General features: G+C 53.5%; 17 protein-coding genes. 15 read left to right on the top strand and 2 right to left on the bottom strand.

All coding sequences use genetic code 11. The features are described 5' to 3' along the window. Nucleotides 1-57 precede the first annotated feature (57 nt). From ftsW to spoIVB, 6 genes are all read left to right on the top strand, one after another. Nucleotides 58-1,281 (top strand): putative lipid II flippase FtsW, encoded by a 1,224-nt coding sequence (gene ftsW, locus BMZ81_RS03460; RefSeq protein ID WP_177187183.1) that lies wholly within the window; start codon nucleotides 58-60, stop codon nucleotides 1,279-1,281. 45 nt (nucleotides 1,282-1,326) lie between these two features. Beyond that, nucleotides 1,327-2,466: an undecaprenyldiphospho-muramoylpentapeptide beta-N-acetylglucosaminyltransferase gene (gene murG / locus BMZ81_RS03465; protein WP_091128662.1), complete on the top strand. Its 1,140-nt coding sequence runs from the start codon at nucleotides 1,327-1,329 to the stop codon at nucleotides 2,464-2,466. A gap of 65 nt (nucleotides 2,467-2,531) precedes the next feature. Then, entirely contained in the window at nucleotides 2,532-3,821 is a 1,290-nt protein-coding gene (murA, locus tag BMZ81_RS03470) for a UDP-N-acetylglucosamine 1-carboxyvinyltransferase (protein ID WP_091128664.1), read from the top strand. A gap of 39 nt (nucleotides 3,822-3,860) precedes the next feature. After that, nucleotides 3,861-4,625: a cell division protein FtsQ/DivIB gene (locus BMZ81_RS03475; RefSeq protein ID WP_091128667.1), complete on the top strand. Its 765-nt coding sequence runs from the start codon at nucleotides 3,861-3,863 to the stop codon at nucleotides 4,623-4,625. Nucleotides 4,626-4,810: 185 nt separating this feature from the next. Further along, nucleotides 4,811-5,959: a cell division protein FtsZ gene (gene ftsZ / locus BMZ81_RS03480; protein ID WP_091128668.1), complete on the top strand. Its 1,149-nt coding sequence runs from the start codon at nucleotides 4,811-4,813 to the stop codon at nucleotides 5,957-5,959. A gap of 189 nt (nucleotides 5,960-6,148) precedes the next feature. After that, nucleotides 6,149-7,207 (top strand): SpoIVB peptidase, encoded by a 1,059-nt coding sequence (gene spoIVB / locus BMZ81_RS03485; RefSeq protein ID WP_091128670.1) that lies wholly within the window; start codon nucleotides 6,149-6,151, stop codon nucleotides 7,205-7,207. A gap of 41 nt (nucleotides 7,208-7,248) precedes the next feature. Here spoIVB and BMZ81_RS03490 read toward each other — a convergent pair whose 3' ends face one another. Beyond that, a complete protein-coding gene (locus tag BMZ81_RS03490; protein ID WP_091128673.1) occupies nucleotides 7,249-7,812 on the bottom strand; it encodes an NUDIX hydrolase in 564 nt (187 codons plus the stop codon). A 315-nt stretch (nucleotides 7,813-8,127) separates the two neighbouring features. On the opposite strand from BMZ81_RS03490, the gene spo0A reads away from it, so the two are divergent. The 5 genes from spo0A to BMZ81_RS03515 all read left to right on the top strand — a co-directional run bounded on the left by spo0A (nucleotide 8,128) and on the right by BMZ81_RS03515 (nucleotide 12,354). Beyond that, on the top strand, nucleotides 8,128-8,898 hold the full coding sequence (gene spo0A, locus BMZ81_RS03495) for a sporulation transcription factor Spo0A (RefSeq protein ID WP_091128801.1): 771 nt from the start codon (nucleotides 8,128-8,130) through the stop codon (nucleotides 8,896-8,898). Between the two features lie 504 nt (nucleotides 8,899-9,402). Beyond that, nucleotides 9,403-9,684 (top strand): TIGR03905 family TSCPD domain-containing protein, encoded by a 282-nt coding sequence (locus BMZ81_RS03500; protein ID WP_091128674.1) that lies wholly within the window; start codon nucleotides 9,403-9,405, stop codon nucleotides 9,682-9,684. Nucleotides 9,685-9,891: 207 nt separating this feature from the next. Continuing rightward, the gene (locus BMZ81_RS03505; protein WP_091128677.1) at nucleotides 9,892-11,028 is read left to right on the top strand and encodes a glycosyltransferase; all 1,137 of its coding nucleotides are present in this window, start codon (nucleotides 9,892-9,894) and stop codon (nucleotides 11,026-11,028) included. A gap of 324 nt (nucleotides 11,029-11,352) precedes the next feature. Beyond that, nucleotides 11,353-11,793: a cell wall hydrolase gene (locus tag BMZ81_RS03510; protein ID WP_091128679.1), complete on the top strand. Its 441-nt coding sequence runs from the start codon at nucleotides 11,353-11,355 to the stop codon at nucleotides 11,791-11,793. A gap of 12 nt (nucleotides 11,794-11,805) precedes the next feature. Next, nucleotides 11,806-12,354 (top strand): hypothetical protein, encoded by a 549-nt coding sequence (locus BMZ81_RS03515; protein ID WP_091128682.1) that lies wholly within the window; start codon nucleotides 11,806-11,808, stop codon nucleotides 12,352-12,354. A 49-nt stretch (nucleotides 12,355-12,403) separates the two neighbouring features. Here BMZ81_RS03515 and BMZ81_RS03520 read toward each other — a convergent pair whose 3' ends face one another. Next, nucleotides 12,404-13,780, bottom strand: a complete 1,377-nt coding sequence (locus tag BMZ81_RS03520; protein WP_091128683.1) for a D-alanyl-D-alanine carboxypeptidase family protein — start codon at nucleotides 13,778-13,780, stop codon at nucleotides 12,404-12,406. Nucleotides 13,781-13,898: 118 nt separating this feature from the next. On the opposite strand from BMZ81_RS03520, the gene BMZ81_RS03525 reads away from it, so the two are divergent. The 4 genes from BMZ81_RS03525 to BMZ81_RS03540 all read left to right on the top strand — a co-directional run bounded on the left by BMZ81_RS03525 (nucleotide 13,899) and on the right by BMZ81_RS03540 (nucleotide 17,275). Further along, entirely contained in the window at nucleotides 13,899-14,282 is a 384-nt protein-coding gene (locus tag BMZ81_RS03525) for a ComEA family DNA-binding protein (RefSeq protein ID WP_207645603.1), read from the top strand. Then, on the top strand, nucleotides 14,279-14,953 hold the full coding sequence (locus BMZ81_RS03530; protein ID WP_091128688.1) for a response regulator transcription factor: 675 nt from the start codon (nucleotides 14,279-14,281) through the stop codon (nucleotides 14,951-14,953). Before BMZ81_RS03525 ends, BMZ81_RS03530 begins: the two co-directional genes overlap by 4 nt. A 64-nt stretch (nucleotides 14,954-15,017) precedes the next feature. Beyond that, nucleotides 15,018-16,370 (top strand): sensor histidine kinase, encoded by a 1,353-nt coding sequence (locus BMZ81_RS03535; RefSeq protein ID WP_091128690.1) that lies wholly within the window; start codon nucleotides 15,018-15,020, stop codon nucleotides 16,368-16,370. Continuing rightward, nucleotides 16,367-17,275 (top strand): GerMN domain-containing protein, encoded by a 909-nt coding sequence (locus BMZ81_RS03540; RefSeq protein ID WP_091128692.1) that lies wholly within the window; start codon nucleotides 16,367-16,369, stop codon nucleotides 17,273-17,275. Before BMZ81_RS03535 ends, BMZ81_RS03540 begins: the two co-directional genes overlap by 4 nt. Nucleotide 17,276 lies beyond the last annotated feature (1 nt).

Consider the following 17,276-nt stretch of genomic DNA (forward strand, 5'->3'; position numbering starts at 1 on the left):
CCAGCGACTGAAGGAACGGAGAAGGACACCTGGAATATATTTGCAAGGAGGGAGCATATGGCACAACAGCAGCGGCGGCGCAGGCCGATCAGCCGGGAAGAAGCCCTGGCCCGGCAGCAGCGCCAGGAAGAACTGAGCCAGCGGGAGCAGGAGAGCCGGGAACTGGCCAAGGGGCCCATTGATTTGCCGTTTCTTGTGCTGGTGCTGCTGCTGACGGGGATTGGGCTGATTATGCTGCTTTCCGCCAGCTTTCCCTCCGCTTATTACGAGTCCGGAAACCCCATGGCCTATTTTTACCGGCAGGCAATTTTCGCAGTGATGGGCGTGGCGGCTATGCTGCTGATCGGCAAAATCAACTACCAGCGGTTCCGTGCACTGGCAAAACCGCTGTTGTTTCTCTCCATCATTCTGCTTGTGCTGGTGCTGATTCCGCACAATCCCATTGCGCTCAGCGCAAACAATGCTACCCGCTGGCTGGGTATTCGGGGCACTTCGCTCCGGTTCCAGCCCTCCGAAATTGCCAAGGTGGCGGTGGTGATCTATTTTTCTGACAGCATCTCCAAGAAAAAAGACAAAATGCGCACTTTCCGGTATGGCATTGCGCCCTTCGCCATCATTCTGGTGGTGCTGGCGGTACTGGTAGGCCTGGAGCCGCATCTCTCCGGCGCAATTTTGATTATGGGCGCGGGTGCAGCCCTCATGCTGGTGGGAGGAATCCACTGGGGCTGGGTCGGCGCGGCGCTCAGTGCCGCGCTGGGAATGGTTTATGTGGTGCTCTTTGTCATCGGCTACAATACCTCCCGGATTACTTACTGGCTCAACCCTTGGGAGGACGCCCAGGGCAAGGGCTACCAGCTGGCGCAGAGCCTACTGACCATTGGCTCCGGCGGCCTTTTGGGTGTTGGACTGGGCAAGAGCCGCCAAAAGTTTTTATATCTGCCGGAGGAGCATAACGACTTCATTTTTGCAATTGTCTGCGAGGAACTGGGACTGATTGGCGCTGCCATTATCATGCTGCTGTTCGCGGCGCTCATTCTGCGGGGGTATTGGATTGCCCTCCATGCCCGCGATAGATTTGGAAGCCTTCTGGTAGTGGGCATCACCACCTTAATTGGCCTTCAAACATTTTTAAACATCGGTGTGGTGACGGGACTGCTGCCCACAACGGGTATTTCCCTGCCATTCTTCAGCTATGGAGGAACCGCCCTGTCCATCCAGTTGGCAGAGATGGGAATTGTGCTGTCCGTATCAAGACAGATGAAACCGACAAAGGCCGGGTGATCCCGGCCTTTGCAGCCATTTTTGAATCAGCGAGGAAGCGGAGTTATGAAAGAGAGCAAACTGCACCGCGTGCTGTTTACCTGCGGCGGAACGGCGGGGCATGTGAATCCGGCCTTGGCGCTGGCAGGTTTAATACATGAAAAGGCTCCCGATACGGAATTCCTCTTTGTAGGAGCGGAACGGGGACTGGAAAAAAATCTGATTCCAAAAGCGGGATACCCATTCCGTACGGTCCACATCTCCAGCTTTCACCGTTCCTTCAAGCCAAAGGAGATTCAGCATAATCTGGTCTCCATCAAAAATCTGATGAAGGCGCCCGGTGAAGCACGTGCGATTTTACAGGAGTTCCGTCCGGATGTGGTGATTGGCACGGGCGGCTATGCCAGCTTTCCAATGGTGAAGGCGGCTGCCAAGGCGGGTATTCCCACGGCAATTCATGAATCCAATATGGTGCCGGGACTCACCACAGAGATGCTGGAGCCTTTTGCAGACCGCATTATGGTTGGATTTGAGGCGTGCCGCCAGCACTACAAGCACCCAGAGAAAGTGGTTGTTACCGGCACACCGGTACGGGGCGGCTTCCTGCGGCTGACTAAGGCGGAGGCTAAGCGGCAGGTGGGCGTGGACGATGGAAAACCCTTGGTGGTTTCCTTTTGGGGATCGCTGGGGGCTTCCGGTATGAACCGGCAGATGGCGGACTTCTTAGTGCTGGAGGCGGCAAAGGAGCCCTTTCACCATATTCATGGCGCGGGGGCAGCCGGATACCCAGTGATGCTGCAGATGCTGCAGGAAAAGAAAATGGATGTGAACATGCATCCAGCGATCCAATTGCGGGAGTATATTTATGATATGGCCCCTGTCATGCGGGCCGCAGATCTGGTAATATGCCGGGCAGGTGCATCAACCATCAGCGAGCTGACGGTGCTGGGTGTCCCGGCGCTGATTGTACCGTCCCCGTATGTGACCAACAACCATCAGGAAAAAAATGCACGGGTGTTGGAGAATGCCGGTGCCGCTGATGTGCTTTTGGAGAAGGAGGCTACCGGTCAGATCCTATTTCAAAAGGCGTGCAGAATTCTACATGATGCGCCGCGCATGGCTTCTATGGAAAAAGCTATGGCATCCATGGGAATCCGGGACGCAACGGAACGGATTTACCAGACCGTGCTGGAAATTACACAGTAACCATCGTTTCCCTGTGCCCATAGGATGGACTGTTGAACCATCTTAGGTTACGGAGGGGAACGTGTATGAGCCAGCTTTTGGTGAGAGGCGGCGGCTGTCTGCGGGGTTCGGTGACGGTCCAGGGGGCGAAAAACAGCGTACTGCCGATTTTGGCAGCAACGCTGCTGGCACGAGGCCAAGTGGTGCTGGAGGGCTGCCCGCATCTGCGGGATGTAGATGCTTCTATCCGGATTCTGCGGTATCTGGGCTGCGAGGCGCAGTGGGAGGGAAGCACCCTGATTGTCGATACGGCTGCCTTGAAGCGCTGCGAAATTTCTGATATACTAATGCGGGAAATGAGATCCTCTGCCATTTTTCTGGGAGCAATTTTAGCCAGATGCGGCAGGGCGGATCTTAGCTATCCGGGCGGCTGTGAGCTGGGACCACGCCCCATTGACCTGCATCTCTCCGGCCTGCGGGATTTGGGGGCGGAGATCACAGATGAGGGCGGCGTTCTCCACTGCAGAGCGGCGGAGCTCCGGGGACGGGAAATTCTGCTGAGCCTGCCCTCCGTAGGGGCGACGGAAAACCTGATGCTGGCTGCCTGCGGGGCGTCAGAGACTACCGTGATTTCCAACGCTGCGCGGGAACCGGAAATTGTGGATCTCCAGAACTTCCTAAACGCCTGCGGCGCAAAGGTTTCCGGAGCAGGCAGTTCTGCCATTACGGTAGAGGGCGGGCAATCGCTTCACGGATGCGTCTATGGCTGTATGCCGGATCGGATTGTAGCGGCAACCTACCTCTGCGCAGCGGCCTCGGCTGGCGGAGAAATCTTTCTCAGAGGGGCTGAGGAGCGGCATCTGGCCCCGGTTACCGCTGTACTGCGGGAGGCAGGCTGTACGATTGTCTCTGACAGTTCCGGTATTCTCTGCGCCAGCCGGAAGCGGCTGCGGGCAGTGAGAACGGTAAGAACGGCACCCTATCCGGGTTTTCCAACAGATGCCCAGGCAATTTTAATGGCGGCCTTGCTGCGCAGCCGGGGCGCAACTGTATTCGAAGAAAATATTTTTGAAAATCGTTACCGGCATGTGGACGAACTGGTCCGTATGGGGGCAGAAATTCAGGTGTCCGGCCGTGTGGCAGTGGTCACCGGTGTAGAGACGCTTCACGGCGCACCGGTGCGGTGTACGGATTTGAGAGGTGGGGCGGCATTGTGCGTGGCCGCCCTGGCGGCAGAGGGCGATACCCATATCTCAGAAATCGGTCACATTGACCGGGGATATCAGGATATTGCCAGGGATCTGCAGGCGTTGGGCGCCGATATCGCCAGGGTGGAGAGTCCCGAGAATTCGAACCCTGACAGGCGCCAGAGATAGAAATTCGGCAGACAGAAATCAAAACTTAGGAGAAAACGAATGGCCAGACGCAGACATTCCAACCGGCGGCGAAGAGGGGGAAGCATGGGCTTCCTCTATAAGCTGCTGTCTATGTTGGTGATCTGTACAGCGGTAATCCTGGCCCTGACACTGTTTTTCCGGGTGGATGTCATCGTCGTTACCGGGACAGAGCAATACACGGAGGAACAGGTAACAGAGGCCACCGGCGTGGAGCGGGGAGACAATTTGATTTTGCTGAACAAGTACGACGTGCAAAATCGCATCCGGGAACAGCTGCCCTATATTGAGTGGATTCGTATCAACCGTAAACTGCCAGACACGCTGCTGGTGGAGGTGGTGCAGGAGTGCAGGCAGCCGCTGGCAATTGTGCAGGACGGCAGCGCCTGGATCATGAGTCCCAGCGGAAAGATTGTGGATCAGAAGGAGATCCCTGCGGCACAGCAGTACCCGGTGATTGATGGCTGCCAGCTTCTGGCACCGTCAGTTGGAACACCGATGGCATTGGCCACAGAGTATGCAACCCAGCAAAGCAGCTTGCTGGAGTTGCTGTCGGCATTGGAGGAATCCGAAATGCTGGATCAAGTAGATGCCATTCATTTAGAAGATCTGTCGGTGCTCACGATGGAGTATGCCGGACGTTTTCGTGTAGAGATGCCCTATGGGGCTGACTACGCCTACAAACTCCGGGCGCTTGAGGTCGTGATCGGAAAACTGGAGACCAACCAGACCGGTACGATTCAACTGGTCCGGGATGACGGGCGTATTAATTTTATCGAAGATTGACGAAAAGGGAGAGGCAGACTGCTGCCTCTTCTTTTCAGTATAAAAAAGTGTGGGAAAAGGCAACGGAACTCTTGACCGGGCGTGGAAAGTGTCATACAATAAACTAAATACATAAAACCACTGTATCTTGCGAAATCCAGGGGAGATTTTCCCCTTTCCCACAAATGATAGTAGGAGGCACCAACATGGCATTTGGTTTGGAAACCGGTCCCGAGACCGTGGTCAATATTAAGGTCATCGGCGTCGGCGGCGGTGGCAACAATGTGGTAAACCGCATGGTTCGTTCCGGCGCCAAGGGCGTGGAGTTTGTGGCTGTCAACACGGACAAGCAGGCGCTGAATACCTCCAGCGCGACCTATAAAATTCAGATCGGCGAAAAACTGACCCATGGCCAGGGTGCCGGTGCAGATCCGGAAGTTGGCCGCAAAGCTGCCGAGGAGAGCCGCAACCAGATTGCCAAGGCGCTGGAGAATACGGATATGGTATTCATCACTGCCGGTATGGGCGGCGGAACAGGCACCGGCGGTGCGCCCATTGTGGCGGAGATTGCCAAGGAGATGGATATTCTGACGGTGGCTGTAGTGACAAAGCCGTTTGGCTTTGAGGGACCCCGCCGGATGCGGGCGGCCGAGTCGGGAATTGCCGAGCTTCAGGATAAGGTGGATTCCCTGGTGATTATTCCCAATGAGCGATTGAAGCACGCTACGGATCAAAAGATCACCTTTGCAAATGCTTTTGAAATTGCCGATGATGTGCTGCGCCAGGCAGTGCAGTCCATTTCCGACCTCATCAAGGATACCGGTTTCATCAATCTGGACTTTGCGGATGTCACTGCCATTATGAAAAACGCCGGTATGGCTCATATGGGCGTCGGCCGGGCGGCTGGCAAAGGCAAGGCCGAGGAGGCTGCCAAGATGGCAATTTCCAGTCCCCTGCTGGAGACTTCTATCGAGGGGGCAAAGGGCGTCTTGATCAATATTACCGGATCCATGGACATCGGGCTGGAAGAAGTGGAGCAGGCGGCCTCTCTGGTGCAGCAGGCTGTCCATCCAGATGCGCTTACCATTTTTGGCGCTACCTTCGACGAGACGCTGGATGACGAAATCCGGGTCACCGTAATTGCCACCGGATTTGATAAGGCACCAGCACAGCTGCCAAAGATGCCGAATGTACAGACCGGTACGTCCGCCGGCATGGTTTCCGATGTATCTGGGGAGGCAGATCCCCAGCAGCACGCCGCCGTAAAGGCACCGCAGCCCTTGGCACCGGAGCCGGAGCCGGAGGATGAGGATCCTTTTGATGATATTTTTAAAATTTTTAACAAACGAGATTGATTAAAAAATGGAAACCCCCACAGGTTTTTACCTGCGGGGGTTTTTCAATTCCCTGCTTTGACCGATTGACAATCTTTGCTATGGAGGGACTTCCGCTTTTTGCAAGGCGTGATTTACTTTCTTCCGCAGAAGATAGCGTTGCCGACAAATTTTGTGTTTGCCGGCTGTACGTCAGAAAGGGGTGATTGCATGTATGAATACGTTCAAAAGGCAAAAAACGGGCTGCGGGGCGGCGCAGCGCTGCTTTTGGCACTTTTTTTGTGTGCCGCGGTACCGGCACAGGCCGCCGGAGAAACCATGATTGCCGAAACGGACCACTCTGCTTCCGCCCGGATGCTGGTACCAGTGGGACACACCGTTGGCATCAAATTGTTTGCAAGAGGTGTGCTGGTGGTGAAGCTGTCAGACGGCGGTACACCTGCACAAGAATGCGGTTTGCAAAAGGGAGATGTAATTGTGAAATGCGGAGGTGTTTCTGTGACCTCCACAGAGCAATTCCAATCCCTTTTGCAAAAAAACGGCAAGGAGGAAACGGATTTACAGGTACGGCGGGAGGGAAAAAACATGACACTCTGTGTTTCTCCCGAACAGAATGAAATGGGGACGTATAGCATTGGTGCCTGGATTCGGGACAGCATGGCCGGCATTGGCACCATGACCTTTTACGACCCGGAAAGCGGTGCCTTTGGCGCATTGGGGCACGGGATTACGGATGCGGATACTGCGCTGCTGATGCCATTCTCCGCTGGCTCGATTCTGCCCTCCACAGTAAAAGCGGTGAAAAAGGGAACTGTAGGCGAGGCCGGAGAGCTGCGGGGAGATTTTGATCTAAGCGGGGACATCGGCGAGCTGTATGCAAACACCAACAGCGGTATTTTTGGTACAGTGGCCGCCAGCGAGCTGGTGGAGCAGATGGGAGATGCCATCCCTGTGGCGGATTCCGACCAAGTTCACCCGGGAGATGCCACGATTCTGTCCAATGTGCAGGGAGATGCAGTAAAAGAATATCAGATTGAAATTTTAAAAGTAGTCGATCATGCTGCGGATGGCAGGGATTTGGTGATTTCCGTCACGGATCCGGAGCTGCTCGCCCTGACTGGCGGCATTGTGCAAGGAATGTCCGGAAGCCCCATTTTGCAGGATGGGACGTTTGTTGGCGCCGTGACACACGTATTGCTGAATGATCCAACCAAAGGTTATGGAATTTTCCTAGAAAATATGCTGGAAGACAGCAGCGCTGCGGCATAATACAAGCTTGCCGGCGTCCAGAAGTGGACGCCGGCAAATTTTTAAGATAGTTGAAGCAATTTTGCATTCAGCTTTTTGTAAATCCGCTCCTGAAACCAAGGTTCTGAAGAGGCGGCAACCGCATCATCCAGGAGAAACCAGCCTACGCGGCTGTTTTCATCTATCTTGCAGCGGACAGGTGCCGTTGGATCTGCCTCCAACAAATATGTGAGGTTTAGATGCAGGTGGGAGGAAACATAGCTGCCATGCTTTTCATGGCCGTCCACAGTCAAAATTTCCAAAGAAAAAATTTCACGTGTTATCGGCTTTACGAAAGAGAGGCCGCTTTCCTCCCTCACTTCCCGCATAGCCACGGACAGCAAATCCTTCTCCCCATCCGCGTGGCCGCCCAGCCACGCCCAGGAATGGTATAGGTTGTGATAAGCCATAAGCACTTTCGTATGGCTGGCATCCGTCACCCAAGCGGAGGCTGTCAGGTGGGCAGAGGCATTCTCCCGGGTATACAGCGGCTCACCATTGAGCAGCCGCCGCAGAATCTCCTCCCGATCCCGCGCTTCCTGCTCATTCCAAGGCTGATATCGATGTAAGGATTCCAAAATATCCATCCTGCACCGCCTTTCTCTTATCATAATAAGTTTATTACAATTGGAAGTAGAAGGAAATAAAAAAGTTTCGGGAACCCCTTGAAGCAGAAGGAATTCAGGCAAGTCACGAAAAAAGAGTCGAATGATTCTTGGAATTTATTTACAGTTTTGTGTTGCAAAACATGTCCGTTTATGCTAATTTATAGAAAACGTGATTTGAAGCTTCATGAATCCGTCGTAAAGGGGAACTGGGATTCTGACCGCGCGGGAAAGATCCTGGATACCGGGAAATCCATTTCAGCATATTTCAAAAATCTGGAAAAGGACAAGGAAAACATGGATGTCAGAAGAACTGTATTGCTGGTAGATGCAAATGAAGAATTCCGCATGCTGTTGCGGGAGGAGATAGATCAGACAGGGGAATTCATGGTAGTGGGTTCCGCGGGAGATGGAACGGAAGCTTTGCAGTTGGTCGAGCAAAAGAAACCCGATTTGATTCTGATGGACGTGATCTTGCCGGGGCTGGACGGTTTCGGTGTGATGAAAAAACTGAAGATGATAGGGGAGCGGACGCCAAAAGTAATTTGCCTCTCTGCCTTTTGCAGCGACCGGGCTGTGGCGGAGGCAATGGAATTAGGAGCTGCCTATTTCCTCGGGAAGCCGTATGAAAAAGAGACGCTTCTGGATCGAATGCGGGCGGCCTTTGGACAACCGGCAGCGGCAGCCGAACAACATCCGGCCGAATTGAAAAATCTGGTGACGTCTATCATTCATGAGATTGGTGTCCCGGCGCATATCAAGGGATATCAGTACCTGCGAGAGGCAATTATGATTGCAGTGGATGACATGGATGTGATCAACGCAGTGACAAAAGTACTTTATCCTGAGGTAGCAAAGCGGTTCAATACCACGCCTTCTCGAGTGGAACGTGCAATTCGCCATGCCATTGAAGTGGCCTGGGATCGGGGCGATTTGGAAACGCTCCAAAAATTTTTCGGTTACACCGTTTCCAATGCGAAGGGGAAACCCACCAACAGCGAGTTTATCGCCATGATTGCAGACCGTCTGGTACTGGAACAGCGGGGACAGAAGACTGCTCATGCTTGATGCCCTGTTCTACAAGGGCTGTAAGAATGGACGAAAGTGAAGCCATAGCAAAATTTTATCGAAGTTCGCATGAAAGGTCAAGCTTAAGCTGGTAAATCTTTTGATGACAGCAATAAACACTCTCGATTGATTGGATTGAAAAATTCAGTGAATCGAGAGTGCTTTTGTAAAAATGGAAAATAGGGGCGTATGCTCAATAAACGCTTATATCAGGGTATATGAGCACAATTCAATGAATATAGGCTGTTGAACACTGCTGCGGGCGCACTGCGGTTGGTATTATTCTTGGATGCTGCTGGATATTTTGGCTGGGGAAGGCGTTGCCCTCCAGTTTGATATGCAAAGGTGATGCTGTTCCGCCCAATAGCACCTGCAACAAGCTGGATAAAAAAGGAGCTGTCCCAGTTGACCTTGTGGGATTTTGCCAAATATCGGGGGTTTTGCTTGCCTTTTTGATTCAGTTATGGTATTCTGTTCTGGAAAATAAAAAGGAGATCAGAAACAATGACCTATTCATTTCGCCCAAAGGGTGTTTGCTCACAAATGATGCAGGTGGAAGTGGATGACGAGGGCGTAATCCAGAACCTGGAGGTTTTAGGAGGCTGCAGCGGAAACCTTCAGGGAATTTCCAAGCTGGTGCAGGGAATGCCTGCCTCAGAGGCCATCCACCGGCTGAAGGGGATCCGCTGCGGATTTAAAAATACGTCCTGCCCGGATCAGCTGGCCAAAGGCCTGGAAGCGGTTTTGCAAAAAACAGGAGATGGACAAAAAGAAGGCCGCGCGTGAAAAACGCGTGCCTTTTTTTATCATGCAGGATGAGGAGCCGGGCTTGCGTACGGGTCATATCTCGACTTTTTAGAGTTGCCCCCTGCCTCGTACATGGCAGGGAAGGCGACAGGACTGTGGACAAAAGATGGAAAAAATGATATAATAAAACGATATGAACATCAATCGAATCGTTGACAGAAACATGAAGAAAGCGCGGTTAGCCTTATGAAAATCGTATTGGTTATCGACCAGTTTGACGACGCCAATAACGGCACGACCATCAGTGCACGCCGTTTTGCAATGGCCCTGAAGGAGCATGGCAATGAGGTGCGGGTGATTGCCACTGGCAAGCCGGCAGATTACAAATATGCAGTCCGGCAGATGAAATTTTTTCCCATTGTGGAACACCTGATTACCAGCCAAGGGATGCGGCTGGCTATTCCAAACCGTCATGTGTTTGAAAAGGCGGCGGCATGGGCGGATGTCGTACATTTCATGATGCCCTCTCCGCTGGGGGTCATGGGGCTGCGGCATGTGGAAAAGCTTGGAATTCCACATACGGCAGCATTCCACTGCCAACCGGAGAATATCACGTTTACGCTCCACATGGGAAATAACAAACGGGTGAATGACTTTGTGTACAACCGCTTCCGGGACAGCTTTTTTAACCGCTTTACCCACATTCACTGCCCAAGCAACATGATTGCAGAACAGTTGCGTCAGCATGGGTATACCGCCAAGCTTCATGTAATCTCCAATGGTATCAGTCCGCAGTATATCTATGGAAAACGCCCGAAAGAAGACTGGATGCAGGGAATGTTCAACGTATTGATGGTTGGACGGTATGCCGGGGAAAAACGCCAGGACGTACTGATTGAGGCAGCCTCCAAATGCCGCCATGCCAAGGAGATCCAAGTGATTCTGGCCGGCAAGGGACCACTGGAAAAGAAATACCGCCATCTGGCGGAGAAGGAACTTCCGAATCCTGTTGTGATGGGCTTTTATGAGCCATCCCGTCTGATTGAGATTCTACATATGTGTGACTTATACGTGCACACTTCAGATGCGGAAATAGAAGCGATGAGCTGCATGGAGGCCTTTGCCTGTGGCCTTGTACCGGTGATTGCTAATTCTCCCCGGTCTGCCACACCGCAGTTTGCGCTGGACGATCGGAGTCTGTTTCCGGCGGGAGATGCTGCGGCCTTGGCAGAGCAAATCGACTGGTGGATAGAACATCCGGCCGAACGGGAAAAGATGGAGCACCGCTATGCCGAACATGCCAAGCAGTATACCCTGGAGCGGTCCATTGAACTGGCGGAAGGAATGTTCCAAGAGGCTATTGATGAACAAAAACAGGTATAAAATTAGAAGACGCGGCAGCCGCACCGGCTGCCGCGTCTTTGCATAGACTGGTATGAGTGTTCCAGCCGGAACTCATCGTTTCCATGAACATATCTCCAGCAGATTTCCGGGAGGTGGAGCTGCCGGAAGCGGGACACACAAAAATTGAAAGCAAAGTAAAAAGAATGTTGTTTCATACAAAAGAATCCCGCCAAAACACAGCAAAGCGGGCTTGGTAGGAAGAATGGGGGCAAGAGAAGGTGAGACGTTTCCAGCAGAAGTGGGGAGCGGGTCAGAATGGATGTTGCCCCGACGATGATGCCCCGACGAAGGAGTGAGAAGACAATGGCATATTCTGATCGGGAATTGTTGGCGCGGCTGATTCAATGTGAGGCGGGCGGAGAGGGCGAAACTGGTATGAAAGCAGTGGCTGGTGTGGTGATGAATCGGGTTCATGCCACCGGCGGTGAGTATGCCCGGGTTGGCCAAGGCAGCATCCGAAAGATTATTATGCAGCCCGGACAGTTTGTCTGCGCCAGCGAGACAGAGGGAGGTGCCTATAATCCCCAGAATATTTACAATATGCGGCCAGAGCAAATCCATTACGATATTGCGGACTGGGCCATTGCGGGCAATCGCTTGCCGGATGTAGCGGAATCTCTGTGGTTTTATAACCCCTTTGGCCCAAAGTGCCGATCCAATTTTCCGTCTGACGTGGGTTACTGGCAGACACGGATCGGTGACCACTGCTTTTATAATCCAACCAGTGCCTATTATAAGACTTAAGAGGTGTTGAGCATGATGCGTTTTCAAAACAACAACGTGATTTCCCCGTCAGGCCGTCCAATGTCCATGGAGCAGGAGGCCTGGGAAGGGGAGATCAATAACGGGATGGGAGCCGGCGGAGAGGCGAGGACTCCCCGCTATCCTCAGCATATGGAATCCCCTGCGGTTTCAGGGGGCACACTGCCCATGGGACAGCAGGCCGGACGGCCCATAGAAAGCGGCAACCAACTGGATTTGCGGAATCGTTTGTCCGTGGAAGTGATTGACGCGCCTATCTCTGCAGAGGAGGCCCGTCTGGGATCGCTTAAAGCAATGCTTTCAAGAAATGTGGGAAACTACATCGTAGCCAGTTTCCTGGTGGGGACCCAGAATATGGTTTCTTGGGAGGGAGTCCTGTACGATGTGGGAAACGACTATCTGACCATTTACCAGGCCAGCCGGGACCGCTATATTGTCAGCGATTACTACTCCCTGAAATTTATAGAATTTTACGATACGGAGCGGCGGGAACTGTGCAATACGATTTTGCGGGAGAACGGTTGGAATCAGACGGGGTCCTGAAAACAACAAACAGGAGAGGCAGCAGCGTTGCCTCTCCTGTTTGGTTTTCTTATCTTCTGCGGCGCCCACGATAGCCGCTGCCGCTGCGCCTGGAGACGCTGCGGCCATATCGGTAACGTCTCCGGCCCAGAGTCAGCTTCCAAAGAATAAGTGCGACGATCAACACCACCATCACAAGGAAGAGGACCCGCACAACCGGCTTTGCAAAAAACAACTGCACGTCCCGCCAAAAAACAAGCATCCTGGAAGTTTCCACAGCATTTAGAGCCAGCAGATCCACCGTGGCGTACACGGTGTCGCCATAACTGAGTGTCAAGGTGCCGAGCACGTCGCCCTCAGCCACAGGGGCCTCCACTGGATCCTGCTTTAGTGTGACTGTCCGCTCCAAATCCGCTGCCGCCAGGTTTTTAGGGAGCAAAACCTCAATCTCCTGAGCAGGATGGACGGTGACGTGATCCACCTTGGACAGGGAAACCGCCACCTCCTTGATGATCTCATCGTTTTCCAGTACTGTTTGATAGGCAAAGTTGTCAAAGCCCCAATTGAAAAGGCGGGTGGTCTCTGAGAAACTCCGGACGTTGCCCACGCCGTTTTCCTCCACACGCTCCGCGCCCAAAACCACACTGATAAAATGAAGACTGCCGCGGGCAGCGGAGGACACTAGACAATGGCCTGCCTCGGAGGTGGAGCCGGTCTTGATCCCGTGTGCCTCCTTGTTGCGGTAGCCAATTACACGCCAAGAGGAGAGCAGGTAATTGGTGGTGTACAGATGTCGTTCCTCAGAGAGGTTCGTGGCGGGAATCACTACGTCAGCTGTATCACATATTGTCATAAATTCCGGATATTCCATGGCGGCTTTCGTAATCAGGTACATATCCCAAGCAGAGGTATAGTGCTGAGCGTCATGGAGACCGTTTGGGTTCGCAAAATGGGTGTTCTCACAGCCGAGTTTCTCTGCCTTTGCATTCATCGCGCCCACAAAGGCATCTACGGATCCGGAGATCGCTTCTGCCAAAATATCACAGGCCTCATTGGCGGAGACCACCAGCATGCAGTACAACAGGTTTTCCACCGTCATGGTCTCACCGACTTTGATACCTGCGGAGCTGCCATCCGCGGACAAGCCCTCTAAGGCAGAAGCAGAGGCCGTAACCTCCTGCTCTAGAGACAGCTTTCCCTGGTCAATAGCCTCCAATGTCAGTAGAGCCGTCATGATTTTTGTAAGGCTTGCAGGATAGAGCTCCTGATGCTCGTTTTTTGCATAAACCACAGTGCCGGTATTGGCGTCCATCAAAAGAGCGGCCTTGGCCAGAATATTGGGATCCTCCAGCACGGTGGGCTCATCCGCTGCAGCCACAGGGACAGCAGATAAGCTGAACAGCAGTGTAAACAATAAAAAAACAGATAAAAAGCGCTTTGTTTTCATATCTATCTCCTGCAATTTATGATATAATACTTCAAACGATTTCAAACGCACTGTCGGTGATGCCGACATGGTTCGACAGATAAAAATAGTATATCAAAAAATATGCGGGAGTTCAACAGTGGGGAACAAAGTAAAAGCTTCCAAAACGGAAAAGATTCTATTGGGTATTACTGCGGTATTTCTCTGCGGACTGCTGACGCTGGCGTGGCAGGACCGCAGGTCTGCCGGCAGTGAGCCTGTGATGATGAGTGCTGAGACTCAGATCCCGGAAGAGGAGCTGATGCCGGATACCGCGCCGCTGAATCTCAATACAGCGTCAGAAAAGGATCTGGTGGCCTTGCCAGGCATCGGAGAAGAACTGGCCAGGCGCATTGTGGCATACCGGGCGGATAACGGACCCTTTGAAAGCGTAGAGGCGCTGATGAACGTAAAGGGAATCGGAGAGGGGAAACTGGCGGAGCTCGATGGCTGGATTACCGTGGACGGAGAGAATAAAAAATGAGAATTTTAGTAGTGGATGATGAAAAGCTTCTGGTAAAGGGCATGAAATTTAACCTCGAAAACGAGGGGTATGAGGTGGAGTGTGCCTATGATGGGGCAGCCGCCGTGGAACTGGCCAGAAATGGCCGGTTTGATCTGATCATTTTGGATGTGATGATGCCGGAGGTGGATGGACTGGAGGCATGCATGCGAATCCGGGAGTTTTCCAACGTGCCCATTATAATGCTGACGGCAAAAAGTGAGGATGCAGATAAACTGATGGGCTTTGAATGTGGCGCAGATGATTACCTGACAAAGCCATTCAACATTCTGGAGTTGAAGGCGCGGGTGCGGGCACTGCTGCGGAGGGCCGGTGTCCAGCGGAACAAGGGGGCGGTTCTGACGGTGGGAAACCTGTCCCTGAACACAGAGGAGCGCGTGGCGATTCGGGACGGAAAAACAGTGGATTTAACCGCCAAGGAATACGATCTCATTGAGTTGCTGATGCGGAATCCGCGCCGGGTGTACAGCAGAGAGAATCTGATGAACGTGGTTTGGGGGTATACCTATGCCGGGGATTACCGCACGGTGGATGTGCATATCCGCCGGCTGCGGGAGAAGCTGGAAAAAAATCCGGCGGAGCCGGAATATATCCTGACCAAGTGGGGAGTGGGGTACTATTTCAAGGGATAAACGAGCTGCATGGAATAGCTTACAGTTTAAATTTGGCCTTAGCTACATCCTTGTCATTGCGGCCGTGCTGCTTCTGCTGAATACGTATCCGCTGCTGGTGTCGGAGGATCTGGTATTCCGGGCCAAGGAGACAACGCTTCCAAACAGTGTCTCGGTAATGGTCTATTCTCTGTCCGGGCTGGAACGGTTGGATGAAGAGAACGTAGCGGCGGCTATGGCGGTGGTAGAGGAGACGGGACTCTCCCGCATCTTGGTGACGGACAGCGCGGGAAAAGTCCTGTATGATACCAGGGAAACAGGAAGCGCTGTGGGGGAATATGCGGTTTACACCGAAATTGTACAAGCTCTGCTTGGCAACGATGTCTTTACCTGCCGCTATCAAAATAGGGCATTTCGCAGTCGGGCCTCCTCGCCGGTGCTGTATCAAAACCAGATCATCGGCGCCGTATATGCCTATGAATATGACACGGAGCAGGCGGCACTGCTGGAGGGTCTGCAGGGCAACCTGATGCGCCTGTCAATCTTTATCGGTGTGGTGGTATTAGGGCTGAGTGTGCTGCTGTCCCGGGCCCTGACAAGAAAAATTGGCCAGCTGCTGACTGCTATCCGTCAGGTGCGGGAGGGAGCTTACAGCCACCGGGCAAATATCCGTGGACGGGATGAGATTGCCCAGATTGGTCAAGAGTTCAACAGCCTGACCGATCGCCTTCAAACTACGGAAAATGCCAGGCGGCGCTTTGTGTCGGATGCTTCCCATGAGCTGAAAACACCCCTGGCAGCGATCCGCCTGCTGACAGATTCTATTTTGCAGACAGACAACATTGACCCGGCGACGACACGGGAGTTTGTGGCGGACATTGGACAGGAGGCGGAGCGCCTTTCCCGCATTACGGAGGATTTGCTGCGCTTGACCCGTTTGGACAGCGGCGTGCTGGAGACGCCGGTGGTGGTGGATGTCCTGCCGGTGCTGGAACAGGCGATGCGGATGATGAGCCTGGTGGCACAGGAGAAGAATGTGGACTTGACCTATGAAGCGGCGGGAAGCTGTACGGTGCTGGCGACAAAGGATGAGATTCACCAGGTGATTTACAATTTGGTGGATAATGCGGTAAAATACAGTGCCGCCGGCGGCAGCGTTCAAGTCTCCCTGCGCCGAAAGGAAGAACAGGTGGTCCTTTCTGTGGCAGACAACGGTTCCGGTATCCCGGAGGCTGACATCCCAAAGATTTTTGAGCGGTTTTACCGGGTGGACAAGGCTCGCTCCCGGGCGGCCGGCGGCACCGGATTGGGACTTTCCATTGTCCGGGATACCGTGCAGAAACGGGGCGGCAGTGTAGAGGCTGCCAACCGTTTGGCTGGCGGCGCGGTGTTCACTGTCCGCTGGCCTTGGAGATCGCAGGGAGGTGGGGGCGCGTGAGAAAATTGCTGACGGCTTTTCTGGCGGGCACCCTATTGCTGGCAACAGGCTGTGCTTATATGGCCGCAAACGACCGGGCGGAAAACACCTATGCGCTCTATTTTCAGGAGGCATATTTGAATACCGTGCCGGGGGGAGATGCGCTCCGGGCAGAGGAGGTTCGCATTGAGAACGACGGGATTATTGAAACGCAGCAGTTGGCAGAGGCTCTGGTGACAAAGCTGCTTGCAGGTCCACTGGACGAAACTACACTGAAAAGCACTATCCCAGCAGGGACAACACTGCTCTCTGTTACGGTGGAAGGCGACCGGGCCACCGTGGATTTGTCGGCGCCCTACAGTACGCTCTCTGGTGTGGCGCTGACAATGGCAGATTATGCCATTACGCTGACGCTAACGCAGCTCCAGACAATTTCCAGCGTCAGCATTACCGTTCGGGGGCAGGAGCTGGCCTACCGGGACAAACAGGTTTTCACGGCCAGAGATGTATTGCTCTCCAGTACAGAGGATGTGGTCGGCACAGTAACGGCCACCCTGTACTTCCTGAACGAGAGCGGCGGCCTGACGCCAGAGGAACAGACGCTGGAACTGTACGAGGGCGATACCCAGGTCGGGGCAGTGGTGAAAGCGCTGGAAAGAGGACCGGAGATCCGTGGACTGTCCTCGGCCTTGCCGGATGGATTTCAGGCAAAGTCTGTCTGGCTGGAGGAGGATATCTGTTATGTCAATTTTTCTTCCGCAGCTTTGCAAGTGGTGGAAGAACCGGCTGCTCTGCAGTTGGCAGTCCGTGTGCTGGAGCGCTCCATCCAGTCTTTAGACTCCGTGGCGGAGGTCCGCTTCCTGGTAGACGGGGAACTTGCCGCACACTTTGGGACGTTTCCTCTGCGGGGAGCTGCCGGTGAATAAT

The organism is Oscillibacter sp. PC13 (assembly GCF_900115635.1).
Classification (GTDB): Bacteria; Bacillota; Clostridia; order Oscillospirales; family Oscillospiraceae; genus Oscillibacter.